The organism is Pseudomonas sp. F9001, assembly GCF_013385435.1.
Lineage (GTDB): Bacteria > Pseudomonadota > Gammaproteobacteria > Pseudomonadales > Pseudomonadaceae > Aquipseudomonas.
The window spans coordinates 442,894-460,003 of the sequence record NZ_JACAPX010000011.1; the positions used below are offsets into that span (position 1 = coordinate 442,894).

Genomic DNA, 17,110 nt, shown 5'->3' on the forward strand with positions numbered 1-17,110 from the left:
ATGCAGATCATCGTTGAGGATGGGAAGGGTAGGCCGGACGCCAACAGCTTCGTGCCTCTGGAGAAGCTGACCTTTTACCGCGGCTACTACGGGTTCCGGATACCTGAAGCTGAGGCTGAGCAGGTAGAGTTGCTGCTGCGCGCTGCTGCCGACATCAACGCTCGGCAGTGGAAAGGGCGAAAGGCCAAGCCTGAACAGGCAATGGCCTGGCCTCGGCGTGACTGCAAGATCGAATACCAAACGCTTTCCGAGACATTCGTGCCCTTTGAGCTTGAATGGGGCCAGGTGCGGCTGGCGGTTGAGCTATACGCTGTGGAACAGGGCTTCCGGATCGAGGAACCGACGCATTGCAATGAGCCCAATGGGCGGCGCACGCGGCTCAATCGCGATACGCCCGGGTTTCGCATGCGTCCGCCACCATACGCTCCGAGCAGGACGCAATTCGCCGATTACCTAGTCATGCGCGGGTTGTTTGTGGTCGCTAACCCGCAATGACATTGGAAGTAATTCGCGCCGATTGGTATAAAGTTTTCCTGAGAAGGAGTGCTTTATGAAGTGGATTCTGTCCGGTGTCGTTATCGCTTTATGTGCTGTATCTGGCTTGTTAGGCCTGACAGCTGGAGTCAACCTAAATCCTGATTCCACAGTTAAATTTGTCCCAGTTTGGGGAAGTTTAGGTGACTGGGTGTCTGGTCTTGGCGCGCTTTTGGCTGTGTTGGTTACTTTGTGGCTGGCGGATAAGCAACGCCGAGAGGATGTCGCCGAGTTGTTGGTGGTCCCAAATATATCGGTCATCCAGGGCGAGGAGACTTGGCTATTAACGGTCAACGTGATTTCGAAAGGAAAGAGGCCTTCTTTAGCTACCTCAATCAGCATCTCGTCAAAGCACTCTAAAAAAGTGTTATGGCCTCAAAACCTGCATCGGTTCAGTGGCAGCCTACCTGCAAATCTTAGCTACGGTGATAAGGTAGATTTGATTTTTACAGTGAGGAACATCCAGCAACTCGCTGAGTTCGTCCTGGATCATTGTGATGGGAAAAAAGAAGGCCTGAAACTTAACATCCTCACCACACTAGAAACATTCAGTGCCCCGCTCGACGGAATCATTACGCATTTGCTTACCGATGTTATTGAAAGTCTGAAGGCTGGGCGTCCACCCCATTAGGGTGGGCGACGACGCTTCAACCAAATACAACCCCAATGCTTGGGGTTTTTTTATGTCCGGAGAAACCCATGAGCAACCAAGAAATCGAGCAAGAACTCCAAGAGAAGGGCCTGACTGCGCCGCGCATCACTCCGGCAGACCTGAAAGCCAACATCGTCGGCGAGTACTTCTTTACTGCTGCCGATGGTGTGCAGGCTGCCTTCCATTCACAGGATGAGCTGACCCGACTCACTGGCGCACACGGCGAATTGTCGCTGCTAACCTTCTGTGTTTTGGTGCTTCGCAACGGCTTCACCGTCACCGGTGAAAGCGCATGTGCCAGCCCGGAAAACTTCGACGCCGAGATTGGTCGCAAGATCGCCCGCCAAAATGCCGAGCAAAAGATATGGCCGCTGATGGGTTACGCGCTCAAACAGCAGCTTCACGACGCCAAATGACCAAGCGCCGAATTACAAGCCGCCCAATGGGCGGTTTTTTATTGCCTGCTGATCAGGTCAGCAGCCCAAAAGTCCCGAGGGGATACCCATGTTCAAGCTGAAACAACTCTTTCTTGATGCTGCTGGCGAAGGCGGCGAAGGCGGCGGCGGTCCGGCAATCACCCCTGAGATTCAGGCATTGATTGATCAACAAGTCGCTGGCCTCAAGACCAAAAACAGCGAATTGCTCGCCTCCCTCCGGACCACCAAAACAGAATTGGATGGTTTCAAGACCCAGTTCGAAGGCCTGGATATCAACGCGGTGAAGGCTTTGCTCACAAAGGTCGGCCAAGACGAAGAAACCCGCCTGCTGGCTGAGGGCAAGCTCGACGAGGTCATCACCAAACGCACCGAGCGCCTGCGCACCGACTATGACGCCAAACTGGCTGCTGAGAAGGGCCGCGCCGACAAGGCCGAAGCCTTCGCTGCCAAGTACAGCGACAAAGTGTTGGCCGATTCCATCCGCGCTGCTGCCATCAAGGCCGGCGCGCTCCCTGAGGCTGCCGAGGACATCATCCTGCGCGCCCGGGGCACTTTCAAACTCAGTGAAGACGGTGAGGCAATTGCCACCGACCGTGACGGCGAGGTCGTTTACGGGAAGGACGGGAAAACCCCGCTGTCGCCGCTCGAGTGGGCGGAATCTCTGCGTGAAACAGCAACACACCTGTGGCCAAGGGCTCAGGGTGCCGGGCAGACCGGCGACAACGGTGGCAAGGCCACGAAAAAGTGGGGTGAGTACACGGAAACCGAGCGCGCTGCGATCGCCCGTGACAACCCTGAGCTCTTCAAGAAAATCCAGGCCACTAAAGGAACCTAATCCATGGCAACTACCCAACTGACCGACATCTTCGTCGGCGACTACTACGCCTCCCTGGCACCGGTTAACAGCCCGGAAAAGACCGCTGTGTACGAGTCGGGCATTGTGACCCGATCGCCTGTGCTGGATGCGATCGCCTCCGGCAGCCAGGGCACCGCCGAAATCAGCTATTGGCAGGATCTCAACGCTGATGAGGCTCCGAACATCAGCAACGACGACCCGAACGACCAAGGCGAAGTCGGCAAGGTCACACAGGACAGCATGCGTGCACGGGTTCTGTACCTCAACAAAGGCTACGGCGTGACCGACCTGACTGCCGAGCTGGCCAACACTGAGCCTCAGCAGCAGATTCGCAACCGCTTCGGTACCTACTGGACCCGCCAGTGGCAGCGTTACACCCTGGGCGCGGCTCGCGGCATCATCGCCTCGAACATCGCGAACAATGGCGGTGACATGGTCATCGACGCAGGGGCGACCATCAGTGCGAACGCCTTCCAGGATGCTGCGTTCACCGCCGGCGATGCCGCCGACCAGTTCGGCGCGATCGGTGTGCACTCGGTGGTGATGAACCAGATGGTCAAGCAGGACCTCATCGAGTACCTGCGTGACTCCGACGGCAAGATCATCCTGGCGACCTACCTGGGTAAGCCAGTGTTCATGGACGACGCTCTGGTCTACGGTGCGGGCAAGTACCTGTCCGTGTTCTTCGGTCAGGGGGCTTTCGGCTACGGCGAAGGCACGCCGAAGGTGCCGGTAGAACTCGAGCGTAAGCCGGGCGGTGGTAACGGCGGCGGTGCCGAAGTGCTGTGGGAGCGGAAGACCTACATCCTCCAGCCTGCCGGATTCAGCTGGAAGGGCTCCGAGGCTCAGAACCTTAGCCCGACCGCGACTCAGTACGCCGCCGCTGGGAACTGGCAGCGTGTGTTCAGCCGCAAGCAGGTCCCGTTCGCCGCTGTGATCAGCGGTACCACCACGCCGTAATCCGGCCCACACAGCCTGGCGCCCTTATGGCGCCGGGATGCTTTTGAGGTGACTCATGAAAGTGATCTACACGGACAAGCCGGGCAAAGAGCGCGGCGTGTGCTACCGCCTGCTGAGCGAGTTTTTCGGCGTTATCGGCTCCGCGACCGAGGTGGTCGTTGATGGCGATGCACCGGATATCTTCGATGCTTACCAGGCCGCCGGCATCAAGGTTTCCGACGGCAAGGAGCAGGAAGCACCTGAAACCGACCCTCTCAAAATGAAGGTCCCCGAGCTGAAAGAGTGGCTGAGCGCGAAGGGCATTACCTTCGACGCGACCGCCAGGAAAGAAGACCTGCAGGCCTTGGTGCCAGCGGAATAAGGACAAGCACATGACCGACTTCATCACCGTTGCCGATGTTGATGCCTCGCTGGGTCCTGACTGGGCTGGCACCGGTGATCCGGTCCTTGCTGTGACCATGGCCAATGCCTGGCTCACGGCCAAGATTAAGCGGGCTGTTCCCGATCCGGTCCCGGCCGAGATCAAAACAGCCGGCGCCCAGGTTGCCAAAGAGGCGGCGGCGGGCAAGTTGTACACGGCCACGCAGAAGGAAGTGCAGAGCAAGACGGTCTCGGCTCAGCCCGGCACATCGGTGAGCAAGACCTACGTGGCGGGCTCTACCGATCAGTCGGCGGGCGTGAACTTCGCCCTGGCCTTACTGGAGCCGTGGATCAAGCGCTCCGGCGTGATGATGCTGAAGAGGATCTGACCGTGGGCATGCGTGAAGAGATCCAGGCCGAATTGGCCGAGGCGTTCGATGATCCCGATGGCCTGGCCGATGCGGTCAAGCCGGTGACAGGCGTGCGCAAGGTCGCTGGCGAGTATGACCCCGATCTGGGCGGCGAAACGCCGGAGATCACCGTGACGTACTCGGGGCGCGGCGTTCTTGGCAGCTACCTGTCCAAAGAAATAGACGGCTCCCTTATCCAGACCAGCGACAAGAAGCTGCTAGTGCTGCAAAACGAGCTGTTCGTATCGGAGGCTGGCGTTCCGACGGCGGTACCGGCTGCCCCGGCTATTGGCGATATCGTCAACGGGTTGCGGGTGATGAACTTGTCCGCCGACCCGGCTGATGCGACGTGGACGGCGCAACTGAGGAAATGACATGGCGACTCAATCCGGCAGCTTCGCCCTGAGCCTGGCCGAGTTCGCCGCCCAGACCAGCGAAGCCATCGATGCCAGCGTGCGTGAAATCATCATCGAGGTCGGAAGCAGCCTGATCCGCATGTCTCCCGTGGGTAACCCGGAGATCTGGGCGCAGAACGCAGTGGCCACCCAGTACAACAAGGCCGTCGACGATCACAACAGCGCGCTGCGTAGTGACCCGGCCAACCTCACGAAGGGCGGCAGGCTCAAGAAGGGCCGCAAGCTCAACGACGGCATGGACATCAAGGCGCCAGAGGGCTATGTCGGCGGCCGGTTCCGTGCGAACTGGCACATCTCGCTCGGCGTGGTCGAGAGCGTCACGTTCGATGAGGTTGACCCGAGCGGCACCGAGACAGTGGCTGCCCTGGTCGCTGCGATGAGCGATTTCACCGCCGGCCAGATGGCCTACATCATCAACAACTTGCCCTATGCGATTCCGCTGGAGTTCGGCCATTCCACTCAGGCCCCCGGCGGCATGGTCCGGGTAACTGTGGCTCGCTTCCAGCAGATCGTGCTGGAGGCCATCAGGAACAACCAGGTATGAGTCACGCAATCATCGCTTCGATCTACGAGGCCAAGCTCATCGCCTGGAACGCTGGCAGGTCGGAGAAGTTGAAGATCGTCTTCGAGAACACGGCCTACACACCGATGGCGGGCGAGACCTACCTGCGAGCCTTCACTATCCCGGGCGACACTGCGAGCAACACGCTCGGCGGTGATCACCGGCTGTTCACCGGCGTGTTCCAGGCCAGCATCATCGCACCGGCGGGCACGGGTAAGACCAAGACGAACCCTATAGCGGCTGAGCTGACCGATCTGTTTCCGCTATACGCCAGGGACACGAAGGGCTCGGTCACCGTGGTGACGATGTCGCCGGTCGACCAGGGCCCCGGCATCACCGGTGATTCCACCTACACCATCCCGGTCTCTTTCTTGTACCGAGCCGACACGAACTGATCCCGCCCATTGGGCAAACCCACGAACCCGCCACTGAGCGGGTTTTTTCACATCTGCAAAGAGGAAATACCCATGGGCTACAAAATTCCGGACGGCGGCACCTTCCAGCACGGTGCCACCTATGGCCCGGACATCCCGTTTTCGGCACTGAGCAACGCGGCTGAGGCTGTGGCCACTGTGACTGGCGGCACACTGTCGGCTGGCGACATCGTGATCGTCACATCCGGCTGGACTCGCCTGGGCAATCGGGTTGTGCGTGTGAAAGCTGCCACTGCCACCGCCATCACCCTCGAAGGGATCGACACCACCGATGTGCAGGTCTACCCGGCCGGCTCCGGCATCGGCTCGCTGAAGAAGGTGCTGACCTGGGTACAGATTCCGCAAATCACTGACGTGGCTTTCGCCGGCGGCACCCAGAACTATCTGGACGTAGTGTTCCTGGAAGACAAACAGGGCCGCCAGATGCCAACCGACAAAGCGGCGGCCAGCTTGGCGCTGACCATTGCAGATGACCCGGGCCAGGCGTTCAACGCCATCCTGCGTGCAGCGGATGCCAGCCAGACCATTCAGGCTGCGCGCCTGAACCTGCCGGGCAACGACACGCTGTTCTACGGCGCCTTCACCTCCTTCTCCAACCAGCCGACTGTGTCCCGCAGCAACTTGCTGACCCGCACCGTCAACCTGGCGCTGCAGGGCGAACCGACCCGTTACCTGACAGCGGTGGCGTAACCCATGGCAAAGATCAGAATCGCCCAAAACCCGACGTTCAAGGCCTTCGTGTCGATCCCTATCGTTGGGGGTGAGCCCGAGAAAATCGAGTTCACCTTTAAGTATCGGGATCGCCCGGGGCTTGCCGCGCTGTTTGATGAGTGGAACCTGAAGCGCGATGAAGCTCGGACCTCCCTGGGTGAAAGCCCAACGCTTTCCGAAATCGTTGCCGCTGACACTGAGCAGCAGTCGCAGCAGATCAAGGACTTGGTGGTCGGCTGGGGCTTCGATGACAAGTTCGACGACAAGAGCATTCGGGCGCTGGTGACATCATGCCAGGGCGCTGCTGAAGCGGTCGTGAATGCCTACCAGAGCGCATTCAATCAGGCGCGCTTGGGAAACTGACGGACGCCGCCCGCGCACTCTACGCGCCGGCGGCACCGGCTGAGCTGATGAGCATCTTCGGGCTTGCCCCGGGCGACCTCGAAGAGGTAACCGAGGTCTGGCCCTGCAACTGGCCGGCGTTCTACCTGTTCAACAGGATGTCGACTCAGTGGCGGGCAGGCGCCGGCGGTGCGATCGGTCTCGACTACACCTGCATCCGCGACGTGGCCAGCTTCCTCGGCATCAAGAAAAAGAAACTCGCTGAAATCTTCCCTGACCTTCAGGTGCTGGAAGGCGAAGCCCTGCGCGTCATGGCGGAGGAAAGGGAAAACAGCCCGTAACCACGGGCACTTATTCAAGGTGAGTCGATGAACATTGCAGAACTCGGCGTCAAGATCGACTCGGCCGATGCAATCCAGGCAAAAACGAGCCTGGATGAGATGGCGAAGGCCGGTGGCCGGGCCGAGCAATCCGCTGCCAGCCTGATGAACGAAATGCAGGCGCTGGAGAAATCGCTTTCCACCAGCGCCAAGACCACACAGGACCTGGCAAAGCAGCGTGATGCCCTGACGAAGCTGACCAAGACCGGCGCCTATGGCGAGGCTGAGGCCGCGAAGATCTCGGCGCAGCTCGATAAGCAGCAAATTGCCCTGGCGAAGTCTGCGATGGATGAGCAGAAAGCGCTGAACAGCCTGCTGGGGGCGATTGACCCGGCTCGCGGCGCGCTGGCCAAGCTGGACACACAGGTCGAGCAACTGGGCAAACATCTGGACGCCGGCCGCATCAGTCAGGATCAGTACAACACTGCCCTGAGCAAGATCGACAAGGACTACGCCAAGCTCGAAAAGACCACCAACGGCTTCGACAAGCTGCGCCTCGGCACCCGTCAGGCGCAGGAAAACGTAGTGCAGTTGGGCAATGCGCTTTCCTCTGGTGACTGGGGCAGCGGCGTGCGTGCTGTTGCTCAGTTGGGCGCCGGGGCTGGGGCAGGCGCTGCCGGGCTGCTCGCCATCCTGGGCCCACTGGCTCTGGCCACCGCAGCAGTGGGCGGCCTGGCGGTTGCCTACTACAAGGGCAGCGAAGAGCAGGACAAATACAACAAGTCGCTGATCCTCACCGGCAACTACGCGGGAGTAAGCGCTGGCCAACTGGGAGATATGGCGCGCCAGGTGAGCGCAACGGTCGGTACCACCGGTCAGGCCGCCGCCGTGCTGGCGCTGCTGGCTGACAACGGCAAGATCGCCGGGGACAGCTTCACCGGCATCACCCAGGCTGCTGTGTCGATGCAGGAAGCCACCGGCAAGGCCGTGAGCGAGACTGTCGCCGAGTTCTCCAAGCTGGCAGACGATCCGGTAAAGGCCTCTGCTGCGCTGAACGAGCAGTACCACTACCTGACGGCCTCGGTTTACTCGCAGATTGCCGCGCTGGAAGCGCAGGGCGATCATGCGGGCGCCGTGAAGCTGGCGACCGAATCCTATGCAGATGCAATCAACGAGCGCACGCCAAAGATTCTGGAGAACCTGAGCTTCTGGGAGCGAGGCTACAACGCCGTTGCGCGTGCTGCTGACAACCTCAAAAACATCGGCCGACCGGACATTGGTGCAGACATTGAGCAGGCTCGCCGCGACCTGACCGATGCGCAGAAGAGCAATATCGGCCTGTTCCAAAACCAGAAGGAAATGATCGAGTTCCGGCAGAACCGCCTGAACATGCTTGAGGACGAAAAGGCGGCCCAGGCTGATATCGCCAAGTGGGAAGGCGAGCAGGCGAAGGCGCAGGGTGATGCCGTTTCGTCGATGGCCAAGATCGATGCCCTGACCAAGTCGTCGTGGACGAACGAGCAAAAGCGCACTGAGGCGGTCAAGGAATATAGGCGGCAACTCGACGATATCCGCAAGGTTGACCCGAAGGACTCGCGGCTCGATCAGTCGGCGATCGACAAGAATATTTCCAATATCAACGATAAGTTCAAGGACCCGAAAACAGCCGGCACTCAGGTTGACCTGACGGGCTTCAATGATGCCAAGAACAACCTTGCAGCGATCGTTGATGAGTACAAAAACACCCAGAAGCGACTGGACGCCGCGGAGAAGGCCGGGCTCATTTCTCAGGCCGATTACGCGCTGAAGCGTGAAGCCCTGATCGGCAACCAGCGCGACGAGGTGACGGCAGCCTATGAGGCCGAGATTGCCGCGCTGGAGGCCGTCAAAGGTAAGAAGGCGACAACGGCAGCGCAAAGCATCCAGCTGGACCAGAAGATCGCTGACGCGCGCGCAGGGATGGTCAAGGCGCAGAAGGAGGCCGACAGCCAGCTTGAGGTGTTGGCCACCAACGAGACGGGGCGCTTGGCCAAGCAGGAACGGTCGATCACCACCTACGTGCAGGCCCTGGCTCAGCAACAGCGAGCCTTGGAACTTGCCGGCCAACGCGCAGTACTTGGCGTGGGCCAGGGGGACCGCCAGAACGCACTCAACGGCGAACTGAACGGCCAGCAAGACCGGTTCGCTCAGCAGTCGCTGGAGTTGGCCAACCAGAAATCCGACCCGTCGCGCAACATGTCGGAGGAGGAGTTCAAGCGAAAATCCCAGGCGCTCGCAGATGCGAACAAGGCCGCCACTGACCAGATCCGGCAGAACTATGCGGATGTGGAGAACGCCCAGGGCGATTGGACGAAGGGCGCGACGTCGGCCTGGGCCAATTATCTGGATTCGGCGAAGAACATCGCCGGCCAGACCAAGACCCTGTTCGGCAATGCCTTCAGCTCCATGGAAGATGCGGTGGTTAATTTCGCGCTGACTGGGAAGCTGTCGTTTGCTGACTTTGCCAAATCGATCCTTGCGGACATGGCGCGGATTGCCACTCGACAAGCGAGCTCACAGCTACTCAGCAGCTTGTTTGGCGCAGGTCTGAGCTATTTCGGCGGCAGCGGCTCTGGCGGGGCAAGTCAGGCTGGGTACACCGGTACCGACCTTTCAAACTTCACCCCAGGCAGCATTCAAGCCAAGGGTGGCGCCTGGTCGGGCGGTGTGCAGATGTTCGCCGACGGAGGTGCATTCACCAACACCATCGCCACGGGGCCAACATTGGCGCCCATGGCGCTGTTTGGTGAGGCCGGGCCAGAGGCAATCATGCCGCTCACCCGCACAGCCAACGGCAAGCTGGGTGTTTCTGCGGTTGGAGGCGGCGGTGGCGGGGTAAACCTCAGCCTCAGCATGCCGATCATCCTTACGGACCAAGAGGCCGGTCGCCCAGACGGGGCCGAGTTCGACGCCGAACTTTTCCAGCGCAACATGGAGACGCGCACCCGGCAAATCGCAACAGAAGAGATCGCCAAGTCTTGGCGCCAAGGCGGCGTGAGCAGCCGAAACGTAAAAGGATGATTTATGGCAATCGAGCGATTCACCTGGGCCACTGAAAAGGGCGTCGAGGGTGACATCAAGCAGCGCGTACGCACCACGCAGTTTGCCGACGGCTACGCGCAGTCGACCGAGGACGGGATCAACAACAAATCCCAGGCTTGGCCGGTCACCTTCACCGGCATGAAGGGCCGGATCAAGGACATCATGGACTTCATCGACCGGCACAAGGGTGCAAAGGGCTTCCTCTGGCAGCCGCCCCTGGGAGATCTGGGCCTCTACAAGTGCAACGGCTACAAGCCAGTGCACCGCGGCGGCCAGGTCTACGCGATCACCGCGACCTTTGAACAAACCTTTCACCCCTGAGATAACCACCCATGGCACTGATCACGGACATCCAGAAACTGGAGCCCGGCGCCGAAATTCGCCTGTTCGAAATTGACGGGACTGAATACGGCGCGGATTACCTGCGCTTCCACGGTCACGCGATCCCGCACACGCCCGAGGAACTGCTGGCCTACGAGCACTCGGAGGAGGACCTGCCGGCCAAGTCAATTTGGTGGCAGGGCGCTGAGTACGCGGCATGGCCAGTGCAGATTGAGGGTATCGGGTCCAATAGCGACGGCACGGCCACCAGGCCGACGTTCGCCGCCGGCAACATCAACGGGCGCGTCACTGCGTTGTGCCTGGCCTTCGAGGACATGCTGAAGTTCAAGCTGACTGTTCGCGAGACCCTGGCCCAGTACTTGGACGCGGCCAACTTTCCCGAAGGCAACCTAACTGCTGACCCGACTCAGGAAGGGCTGGAGATCTGGTACATCGACCAGAAAACCAGTGAGGACGGCGAGGCAGTGGTCTGGGAGCTGTCGTCCCCGGGCGAGATCGATAACCACGGACTGCCCGGGCGCCAGATGACTACGTTTTGCCACTGGGCCATGACCAATGGTTACCGGGGGCCGGACTGCGGCTACACCGGTGCGGCCATGTTCGACGATGAGGACAACCCCACGGATGACCCGGCCAAGGACCAGTGCAAGGGCTGCCTGTCGTCCTGCAAGTTGCGCTTCGGCGAGAACAACGAACTTTCCTTCGGCGGATTCCCCGCCGTGTCCCTCATTGCCAGGAGCTGACCATGCGCAAGCACATCATTGCGGCGATCCAGGCCCATGCGGCAGCGGAGTACCCGAAAGAGAGCTGCGGGCTGCTGCTGGCTGTAGGGCGGGCGCAGAAGTACTTCCCGTGCCGGAATATCGCCACTGAGCCGAACGAAGAGTTTCGGCTCGATCCTGAGGACTACGCCGCGGCGGAAGACCTGGGTGAGGTGATCGGCATTGTCCACTCGCACCCGGACGCCACCAGCCGGCCGTCACCGCACGACCTGGCCATGTGCGAGGCCACGGCCTTGCCATGGCACATCCTGTCGTGGCCTGAGGGCGACCTACGCACGATCACGCCAACGGGCAGCACGCCGCTGCTCAAGCGTCCGTTTGTTCACGGCGCCTGGGACTGCTGGCAGGTCTGTGCTGATTGGTATCAACGGGAATGGGGTCTTGAATTCGAAGCCTTCCAGCGCACTGATGGCTGGTGGGAGAGTGCGGAGAACGCGAGCCTGTACGAGCAGCACTACGAGGCTTCCGGCTTTGTGCGCGTCGACCGGCCAGAGCGTGGCGACCTGATCGTCATGCACGTCGGGCGGACGGTTCATCCCAACCACGCCGGGATTTACCTGGGCACTGATCCGACGTTACCAGAGGAAGAGTCGGGCACCTTCGGCCCCGGACCCTTCCTGCTGCACCATCTTTACGGCAGGCCGTCCGAAATTATCGTCTACGGGGGGCCCTGGCATGACCGAGCCCGCCTAATTCTTCGCCACCGTGACGCGCGGTGATACAGTCGCCACTTTCAGGGCGAGGATCAATCATGCGGATTTTGATAGCTGCGGCAGCGGTGGCGATGCTGGCGGGGTGTGCCTCAACGGCAATTTCAGTGCGCGACGCAAAGCCGGTGCCGGCGGATGAGGTTTATGCCTTTCAGTCCAAGCCATCTGGCGAAAGTGGGAAAATCACGGTTGTGCGCGACTCCGGCGCCGTCGGTTCGGGCTGCGATATCGTCGTCTATGTAGATGGGCGCAAGGCTGCGAAAATTGGTACTGGTCAGCGCGCCACCTTTTACCTTCCGCCGGGATCGCCAAATCTCGGCGCTGGCCTGGCAGGATCTGGTCTATGTGCTGGCGCGGCGATCCGAACTATTGCGGCGACCGTACAGCCTGGGAAGGAAAGTCTGTACAGGATCAGCGGTGATATAGGCGGCTTCTACATCGGCCCCTATGTCGACTACAACTGAAAAACGAAAATCCTAAAGCCGCCTCCGGGCGGTTTTTTATTGCCCGGAGAAATAAGATGCAGGCATCAGCGATCAACTACCAACCAATGACAACCATTCGACTGCACGGGCAGCTACGTCAGTTCGGAAAGTCCTTCAGGCTTGCGGTGAAATCGCCTGCCGAGGCCATTAAGGCTCTGTGCATTCAGATTCCCGGATTTGAACGCTTCCTGTCGAACGCCAAATCGCGAGGTCTGGAGTTCGCAGTCTTTCGCGATAAGCGCAACATCGGCGAGAAAGAGTTGAGCTACAGCGGCGCCGGCGACATTCGGATTGCTCCTGTAGTGGTGGGTAGCAAGCGCGGCGGGGTCCTTCAGACCATCGTTGGCGCGATCCTGATTGTTGTCGGGGTTATTTTCGCGGCAACTCCGTTCGGCACCCCGTTAATTGGAGCGGGCATCGGACTAGTCGCCGGCGGCGTAATCCAAATGCTCAGCCCCCAGGCCGGCGGACTAAAGACCAGTGCTGCGCCAGAGAACACGCCCGGCTACGCCTTCGGCAGCGCGAAGAACACAACGGCTTCCGGCAACCCGGTACCGCTCTGCATTGGCGAGCGACGCTGGGGCGGCGCAATCATCAGTGCCGCGATTTACGCAGAAGACCAGATGTAGCCAATACCTGAAACACAGCAGCCGCCCATGAGGCGGTTTTTTATTGCCTGGAGAAAAGCATGGGCGCAGCACTCAAGATTGATATCCACGGCGCCAAGGGCGGCGAAGACAAACCAAAAACGCCAACGGAAGCCCCGGACAGTCTGCGCTCGGTCGCTATTGCCAAGATGCTCATCGCTATCGGTGAGGGTGAATTCGAAGGCACGCCTACGGCGCGCGACATCGACCTTGACAACACCCCGCTGCAAGACCCTCAGGGCAACATGAACTTCCCGAACGTGAAGTGGGAATGGCGCACCGGTGCGGTGGACCAGACCTATATCCAGGGCATCCCGTCGATTGAGAACGAAACCACGATTGGCACTGAGTTGCGCAGCGGCACGCCATGGGTTAAGTCCATCAGCAACACCCAGCTTTCCGCCGTGCGCGTGCGCTTCGCTTGGCCGGCGCTCCAGTCTGTGGATGCCGGCGGGAACATCAATGGGTACCGGATCGAGTACAAGGTTGAACTGGCGACCGACGGCGGCGCGTATCGGCAGGTGCTGAGCGAAGCTGTCGACGGCAAGACCACCAGCGTGTACGAGCGCACCCGTCGCATCGATTTGCCGAAGGCTACTTCCGGCTGGCTGATGCGCATCACGCGCCTGACGATCAACCAGAACAACAACAAAATCTCCGACACGATGCAGATCGCTGGATTTACTGAGGTGATCGACGCCAAGATCCGCTACCCGAACACCGCATTGCTCTATATCGAATTCTCTGCTGAGCAATTTCGCAGCATCCCGGCTGTGACCGTGGGCTGCAAGGCTCGAAAATGGTCGGTACCGAGCAACTATGACCCGGCATCTCGGACATACAGCGGCGTGTGGGACGGTACCTTCAAGGAGTCCTACACCAACAATCCGACCTGGGCGACGCTCGGAATAACCACGAACGACCGCTTCGGCCTTGGCCGCCGCATCAAGCCGTGGATGGTCGATAAGTGGGAGCTCTACCGCATCTCGCAATACTGCGACCAGTTGGTGCCGGACGGCAAGGGAGGCATGGAACCTCGCTTTATCTGCAACCTAAACCTGCAGAGCAAGGCTGATGCTTGGTCGCTGCTACGCGACATCTCGGCGATCTACCGGGGGATGACCTATTGGGCCCAAGGCCAGGTCTTCACTCTGTCGGATATGCCGCGTGCCACGGACTTCGACTTTGCTTACACCCGGGCGAACGTCATTGATGGCAAGTTCACCTATTCCAGCGCATCGGAGCGCACCCGCTATTCCCGGGCATTGGTCAGCTACGACAACCCGCTGAACAACTACGACACCGACGTTACGGCCGTGACCGACCAAAAGCTGCAGCGGCGCTATGGCGACAACCCGCTGGAGATCAGCGCGATCGGCTGCACGCGTGAGTCGGAGGCGCAGCGCCGCGGCAAGTGGGCTCTGCTGACCAACTCCAAGGACAGGGCTGTTACCTTCAAGGTAGGCCTCGACGGGCGTATCCCGCTGCCTGGCTACGTAATCCCGATCGCTGACGAACTACTCGCTGGCCGACCTGTGGGCGGGCGTATCTCTGCGGTGAACGGCAAAGTCATCACCCTGGACCGCGATACCCAGGCGAAGCCCGGTGACCGGCTGATCCTCAACCTGCCCGACGGCAAGTGCGAGGGGCGCACCGTGCAACTGGTCAGCGGCCGCCAGGTCACGGTCACCACGGCGTACTCCGTGGCGCCTGAGCGGGAACTTGTGTGGGCGCTCGACGCTGACGACCTGGCCATCCCACTGTACCGGGTGACCAGCGTTTCCCGGCCAGAGCCTGGCGTGTTCGAAATCTCGGCTGTGCAGTACGACCCGAGCAAGTTTGCGCACATCGACACCGGCGCTCGGCTGGAAGAACGGCCGATCAGCGTTATCCCGATTACCGTAGTTCCAGCACCGGCCAGCGTCACGCTGACGTCGAGCTACGCCGTAAACCAGGGCATTGCCATCAGCACCATGAACATCTCGTGGCCCGGGGTGAACGGTGCGGTCGCCTATGACGTGGAGTGGCGCAAGGACAGCGGCAACTGGATCAAGGTGCAGCGGACAGGTTCGACCAGTGTTGACGTCACTGGCATCTACTCGGGCGCCTACTTGGCGCGGGTCCGCTCGGTGAGCGCTTTCGAGATCTCGTCGATCTGGAAAAGCTCGAACCTGACCAATCTACAAGGGAAGGTCGGCCTGCCACCGGCGGTGGCGTTCCTGACCACCACCAGCGAGCTGTTCGGCATCGGCATCAAGTGGGGCTTCCCTGCTGGCGCCCAGGATACCCAGCGCACCGAGTTGTGGTATGGCCCAGCAAACAATCTTGGAGCCGCTACCAAGCTGGCCGACCTGGCATATCCGCAGGCTGACTACCGCATGCAATCGCTGTTGGCGGGCGCTCGTTTCTTCTTCTGGGCGCGCCTGGTGGACCGGACCGGAAACATTGGGCCGTTCTATCCGGTGGTGAACGGTGTGATTGGGCAGGCCAGTTCGCAGGCCGGCCCCATCCTGGACTTGATTGCCGGCCAGATTGGCAAAACCGAGCTGGCTCAGGAGTTGGTCAAGGAGATTGAACTGATCTCCGGCGACGGTCCGGGGTCTGTGAACGATCGCTTGGAGCAGGCCAAGCAGGAACTGGAAGACCTGATCGATCAGATCGCGGACGCCCTGGTCTACGATCCGACCAAAACCTATGCCGCCGGCGACGTAGTGCGGCAGGGCCAGCACCTGTACCAAGCCATCGCGCCGGTACCGAAAAACACTACGCCTCCCAATGCCCAGTACTGGTTCGATATCGGCACCATTGCCGAGACAACCCAGGCCATGGCGTTGCAGATCCAGCAGAACAAGGCGTCCATCGACACCGTGGACGGCAAGGTCACGGCACAGGCCTCCGCCCTGCAATCGCTCCAGGCTAGCTGGAGGGAGGACAGCGGGGAGGGCGACCTGGCGGACGCCCTGAAAGGTTGGGATGCCACGGCCAAGTTCGCTGAGCAGGTGAAGGTTCAGGCCTCGGACAACCGAGCGCTGGTTGAGCGCACCACGTCGCTGGATGCGGCGGTAGGGCAGAACAGGGCCGGGCTTACCTCGCTTGAGCAGGTGGTGGCCACTGAAACCCTTGCTACGGCGACGCGACTGGATCAGTTAAAAAGCAGTGTCGACGGCAACGCTGCTGCGATTGGCAGTGAGGCAGCGACAAGGGCTGATGCCGATAGTGCTCTTGGGACTCGCATCGATCAGGTGGGGGTCACCGTCGGCAATAACGGTGCGGCGATCAGCCAGGAGGCAACCGCCCGGGCGAATGCGGACACCGCGCTCGGCCAAAGAATCGATACGACACAGGCCAAGGTTGCAGAGAACTCGGCAGCCGTTCAAACGGTTACCGATTCCTTGGCCGACACCAGCAAGGCCGTCGCCTCACAGTCCACCACGCTTCAAGCTGTTGTTGGCGGCGGGCGGGACGGTACCGACGAGGGGGACCTGGCCAGCGCAATCAGCGAGGTGAAGAACAAGGCTGCCATCCAGATCACGGCCAGGGCCCAGGCTGACACCGCCGGCAAGCTGTCTACGATGTGGTCCGTCAAAATGCAGGTCAATGCCAACGGTCAGTATGTCGCCGCCGGTATCGCCCTGGGTATCGAGCAGAACGCCGATGGCTTGTTGCAGAGCCAGTTCCTGGTGAGTGCTGATCGATTTGCCGTAGTGAACACAATCGATGGTGGTGCTTTCACCACGCCGTTTGTAGTTCAGGGCGGCCAGGTGTTCATGAGCTCCGCCATGATTCAGGACGGGACGATCACCAACGCCAAGATCGGCAACTACATCCAGTCGAACAATTACCAGGCAGGTATTGCCGGCTGGAAGTTGTTCTTCGACGGGACGTTTGAAATCAATAGCTCGCTCGGCGGCCAGGCACGCCAGGTAATCAACAACGCCGGTGGCAAGGTGTTCGATGAGAACGGTGTTAAGCGATACCAGTGGGGGGATCTTTCAGCATGAGCCATGGGGCGAGAGTTTGGGGGCCTACGGGCCTCCTTGAATTAGATGAGACCTCTTTCACCGTGCGC

20 protein-coding genes are annotated in these 17,110 nt (G+C 60.4%); all 20 read left to right on the top strand.

Features of this window, described 5'->3' with window-relative positions:
• The 20 genes from HX818_RS10870 to HX818_RS10965 all read left to right on the top strand — a co-directional run bounded on the left by HX818_RS10870 (position 1) and on the right by HX818_RS10965 (position 17,042).
• Positions 1–495, top strand: a complete 495-nt coding sequence (locus HX818_RS10870) for a DnaT-like ssDNA-binding protein (protein WP_177020055.1) — start codon at positions 1–3, stop codon at positions 493–495.
• Between the two features lie 55 nt (positions 496–550).
• Positions 551–1,165: a hypothetical protein gene (locus tag HX818_RS10875; protein WP_177020056.1), complete on the top strand. Its 615-nt coding sequence runs from the start codon at positions 551–553 to the stop codon at positions 1,163–1,165.
• Between the two features lie 68 nt (positions 1,166–1,233).
• The gene (locus tag HX818_RS10880; RefSeq protein ID WP_177020057.1) at positions 1,234–1,602 is read left to right on the top strand and encodes a Gp49 family protein; all 369 of its coding nucleotides are present in this window, start codon (positions 1,234–1,236) and stop codon (positions 1,600–1,602) included.
• A gap of 88 nt (positions 1,603–1,690) precedes the next feature.
• Entirely contained in the window at positions 1,691–2,458 is a 768-nt protein-coding gene (locus tag HX818_RS10885) for a hypothetical protein (RefSeq protein WP_177020058.1), read from the top strand.
• A gap of 3 nt (positions 2,459–2,461) precedes the next feature.
• Complete coding sequence (locus tag HX818_RS10890) at positions 2,462–3,439, top strand: major capsid protein (protein WP_134326529.1); 978 nt, start codon at positions 2,462–2,464, stop codon at positions 3,437–3,439.
• A 55-nt stretch (positions 3,440–3,494) separates the two neighbouring features.
• On the top strand, positions 3,495–3,800 hold the full coding sequence (locus HX818_RS10895) for a HeH/LEM domain-containing protein (RefSeq protein WP_177020059.1): 306 nt from the start codon (positions 3,495–3,497) through the stop codon (positions 3,798–3,800).
• A gap of 10 nt (positions 3,801–3,810) precedes the next feature.
• Positions 3,811–4,188 (top strand): hypothetical protein, encoded by a 378-nt coding sequence (locus HX818_RS10900; protein ID WP_177020060.1) that lies wholly within the window; start codon positions 3,811–3,813, stop codon positions 4,186–4,188.
• Between the two features lie 2 nt (positions 4,189–4,190).
• On the top strand, positions 4,191–4,583 hold the full coding sequence (locus HX818_RS10905; RefSeq protein ID WP_177020061.1) for a hypothetical protein: 393 nt from the start codon (positions 4,191–4,193) through the stop codon (positions 4,581–4,583).
• A 1-nt stretch (position 4,584) separates the two neighbouring features.
• On the top strand, positions 4,585–5,169 hold the full coding sequence (locus HX818_RS10910) for a hypothetical protein (protein WP_065905500.1): 585 nt from the start codon (positions 4,585–4,587) through the stop codon (positions 5,167–5,169).
• Entirely contained in the window at positions 5,166–5,582 is a 417-nt protein-coding gene (locus HX818_RS10915; RefSeq protein WP_177020062.1) for a phage tail terminator-like protein, read from the top strand. The genes HX818_RS10910 and HX818_RS10915 overlap by 4 nt, the downstream gene beginning before the upstream one ends.
• Positions 5,583–5,654: 72 nt before the next feature.
• Complete coding sequence (locus HX818_RS10920; protein WP_010211415.1) at positions 5,655–6,311, top strand: phage tail protein; 657 nt, start codon at positions 5,655–5,657, stop codon at positions 6,309–6,311.
• A gap of 3 nt (positions 6,312–6,314) precedes the next feature.
• Positions 6,315–6,695: a phage tail assembly chaperone gene (locus HX818_RS10925; protein ID WP_058419808.1), complete on the top strand. Its 381-nt coding sequence runs from the start codon at positions 6,315–6,317 to the stop codon at positions 6,693–6,695.
• A 47-nt stretch (positions 6,696–6,742) separates the two neighbouring features.
• The gene (locus HX818_RS10930) at positions 6,743–7,015 is read left to right on the top strand and encodes a DUF1799 domain-containing protein (RefSeq protein WP_177020063.1); all 273 of its coding nucleotides are present in this window, start codon (positions 6,743–6,745) and stop codon (positions 7,013–7,015) included.
• A 27-nt stretch (positions 7,016–7,042) separates the two neighbouring features.
• A complete protein-coding gene (locus tag HX818_RS10935) occupies positions 7,043–10,054 on the top strand; it encodes a phage tail tape measure protein (RefSeq protein ID WP_177020064.1) in 3,012 nt (1,003 codons plus the stop codon).
• A gap of 3 nt (positions 10,055–10,057) precedes the next feature.
• Positions 10,058–10,396, top strand: coding sequence for a phage tail protein (locus HX818_RS10940; RefSeq protein ID WP_177020065.1), 339 nt, complete (start codon positions 10,058–10,060; stop codon positions 10,394–10,396).
• Positions 10,397–10,407: 11 nt separating this feature from the next.
• A complete protein-coding gene (locus tag HX818_RS10945) occupies positions 10,408–11,160 on the top strand; it encodes a phage minor tail protein L (protein WP_177020066.1) in 753 nt (250 codons plus the stop codon).
• Positions 11,161–11,162: 2 nt separating this feature from the next.
• Entirely contained in the window at positions 11,163–11,918 is a 756-nt protein-coding gene (locus HX818_RS10950) for a C40 family peptidase (RefSeq protein WP_177020067.1), read from the top strand.
• Between the two features lie 32 nt (positions 11,919–11,950).
• Positions 11,951–12,373: a hypothetical protein gene (locus HX818_RS10955; protein WP_177020068.1), complete on the top strand. Its 423-nt coding sequence runs from the start codon at positions 11,951–11,953 to the stop codon at positions 12,371–12,373.
• Between the two features lie 56 nt (positions 12,374–12,429).
• Positions 12,430–13,023: a tail assembly protein gene (locus HX818_RS10960; RefSeq protein WP_102368972.1), complete on the top strand. Its 594-nt coding sequence runs from the start codon at positions 12,430–12,432 to the stop codon at positions 13,021–13,023.
• A gap of 59 nt (positions 13,024–13,082) precedes the next feature.
• Complete coding sequence (locus tag HX818_RS10965; protein WP_177020069.1) at positions 13,083–17,042, top strand: phage tail protein; 3,960 nt, start codon at positions 13,083–13,085, stop codon at positions 17,040–17,042.
• Positions 17,043–17,110: the final 68 nt, after the last annotated feature.

Coding starts and splice junctions, on each gene's coding strand:
- HX818_RS10870 (WP_177020055.1), top strand. CDS start 1: ATGCAGATCATCGTTGAGGATGGGAAGGGTAGGCCGGACGCCAACAGC.
- HX818_RS10915 (WP_177020062.1), top strand. CDS start 5,166: ATGAGTCACGCAATCATCGCTTCGATCTACGAGGCCAAGCTCATCGCC.
- HX818_RS10950 (WP_177020067.1), top strand. CDS start 11,163: ATGCGCAAGCACATCATTGCGGCGATCCAGGCCCATGCGGCAGCGGAG.
- HX818_RS10920 (WP_010211415.1), top strand. CDS start 5,655: ATGGGCTACAAAATTCCGGACGGCGGCACCTTCCAGCACGGTGCCACC.
- HX818_RS10960 (WP_102368972.1), top strand. CDS start 12,430: ATGCAGGCATCAGCGATCAACTACCAACCAATGACAACCATTCGACTG.
- HX818_RS10895 (WP_177020059.1), top strand. CDS start 3,495: ATGAAAGTGATCTACACGGACAAGCCGGGCAAAGAGCGCGGCGTGTGC.
- HX818_RS10940 (WP_177020065.1), top strand. CDS start 10,058: ATGGCAATCGAGCGATTCACCTGGGCCACTGAAAAGGGCGTCGAGGGT.
- HX818_RS10930 (WP_177020063.1), top strand. CDS start 6,743: ATGAGCATCTTCGGGCTTGCCCCGGGCGACCTCGAAGAGGTAACCGAG.
- HX818_RS10885 (WP_177020058.1), top strand. CDS start 1,691: ATGTTCAAGCTGAAACAACTCTTTCTTGATGCTGCTGGCGAAGGCGGC.
- HX818_RS10935 (WP_177020064.1), top strand. CDS start 7,043: ATGAACATTGCAGAACTCGGCGTCAAGATCGACTCGGCCGATGCAATC.
- HX818_RS10880 (WP_177020057.1), top strand. CDS start 1,234: ATGAGCAACCAAGAAATCGAGCAAGAACTCCAAGAGAAGGGCCTGACT.
- HX818_RS10910 (WP_065905500.1), top strand. CDS start 4,585: ATGGCGACTCAATCCGGCAGCTTCGCCCTGAGCCTGGCCGAGTTCGCC.
- HX818_RS10955 (WP_177020068.1), top strand. CDS start 11,951: ATGCGGATTTTGATAGCTGCGGCAGCGGTGGCGATGCTGGCGGGGTGT.
- HX818_RS10965 (WP_177020069.1), top strand. CDS start 13,083: ATGGGCGCAGCACTCAAGATTGATATCCACGGCGCCAAGGGCGGCGAA.
- HX818_RS10945 (WP_177020066.1), top strand. CDS start 10,408: ATGGCACTGATCACGGACATCCAGAAACTGGAGCCCGGCGCCGAAATT.
- HX818_RS10925 (WP_058419808.1), top strand. CDS start 6,315: ATGGCAAAGATCAGAATCGCCCAAAACCCGACGTTCAAGGCCTTCGTG.
- HX818_RS10900 (WP_177020060.1), top strand. CDS start 3,811: ATGACCGACTTCATCACCGTTGCCGATGTTGATGCCTCGCTGGGTCCT.
- HX818_RS10890 (WP_134326529.1), top strand. CDS start 2,462: ATGGCAACTACCCAACTGACCGACATCTTCGTCGGCGACTACTACGCC.
- HX818_RS10875 (WP_177020056.1), top strand. CDS start 551: ATGAAGTGGATTCTGTCCGGTGTCGTTATCGCTTTATGTGCTGTATCT.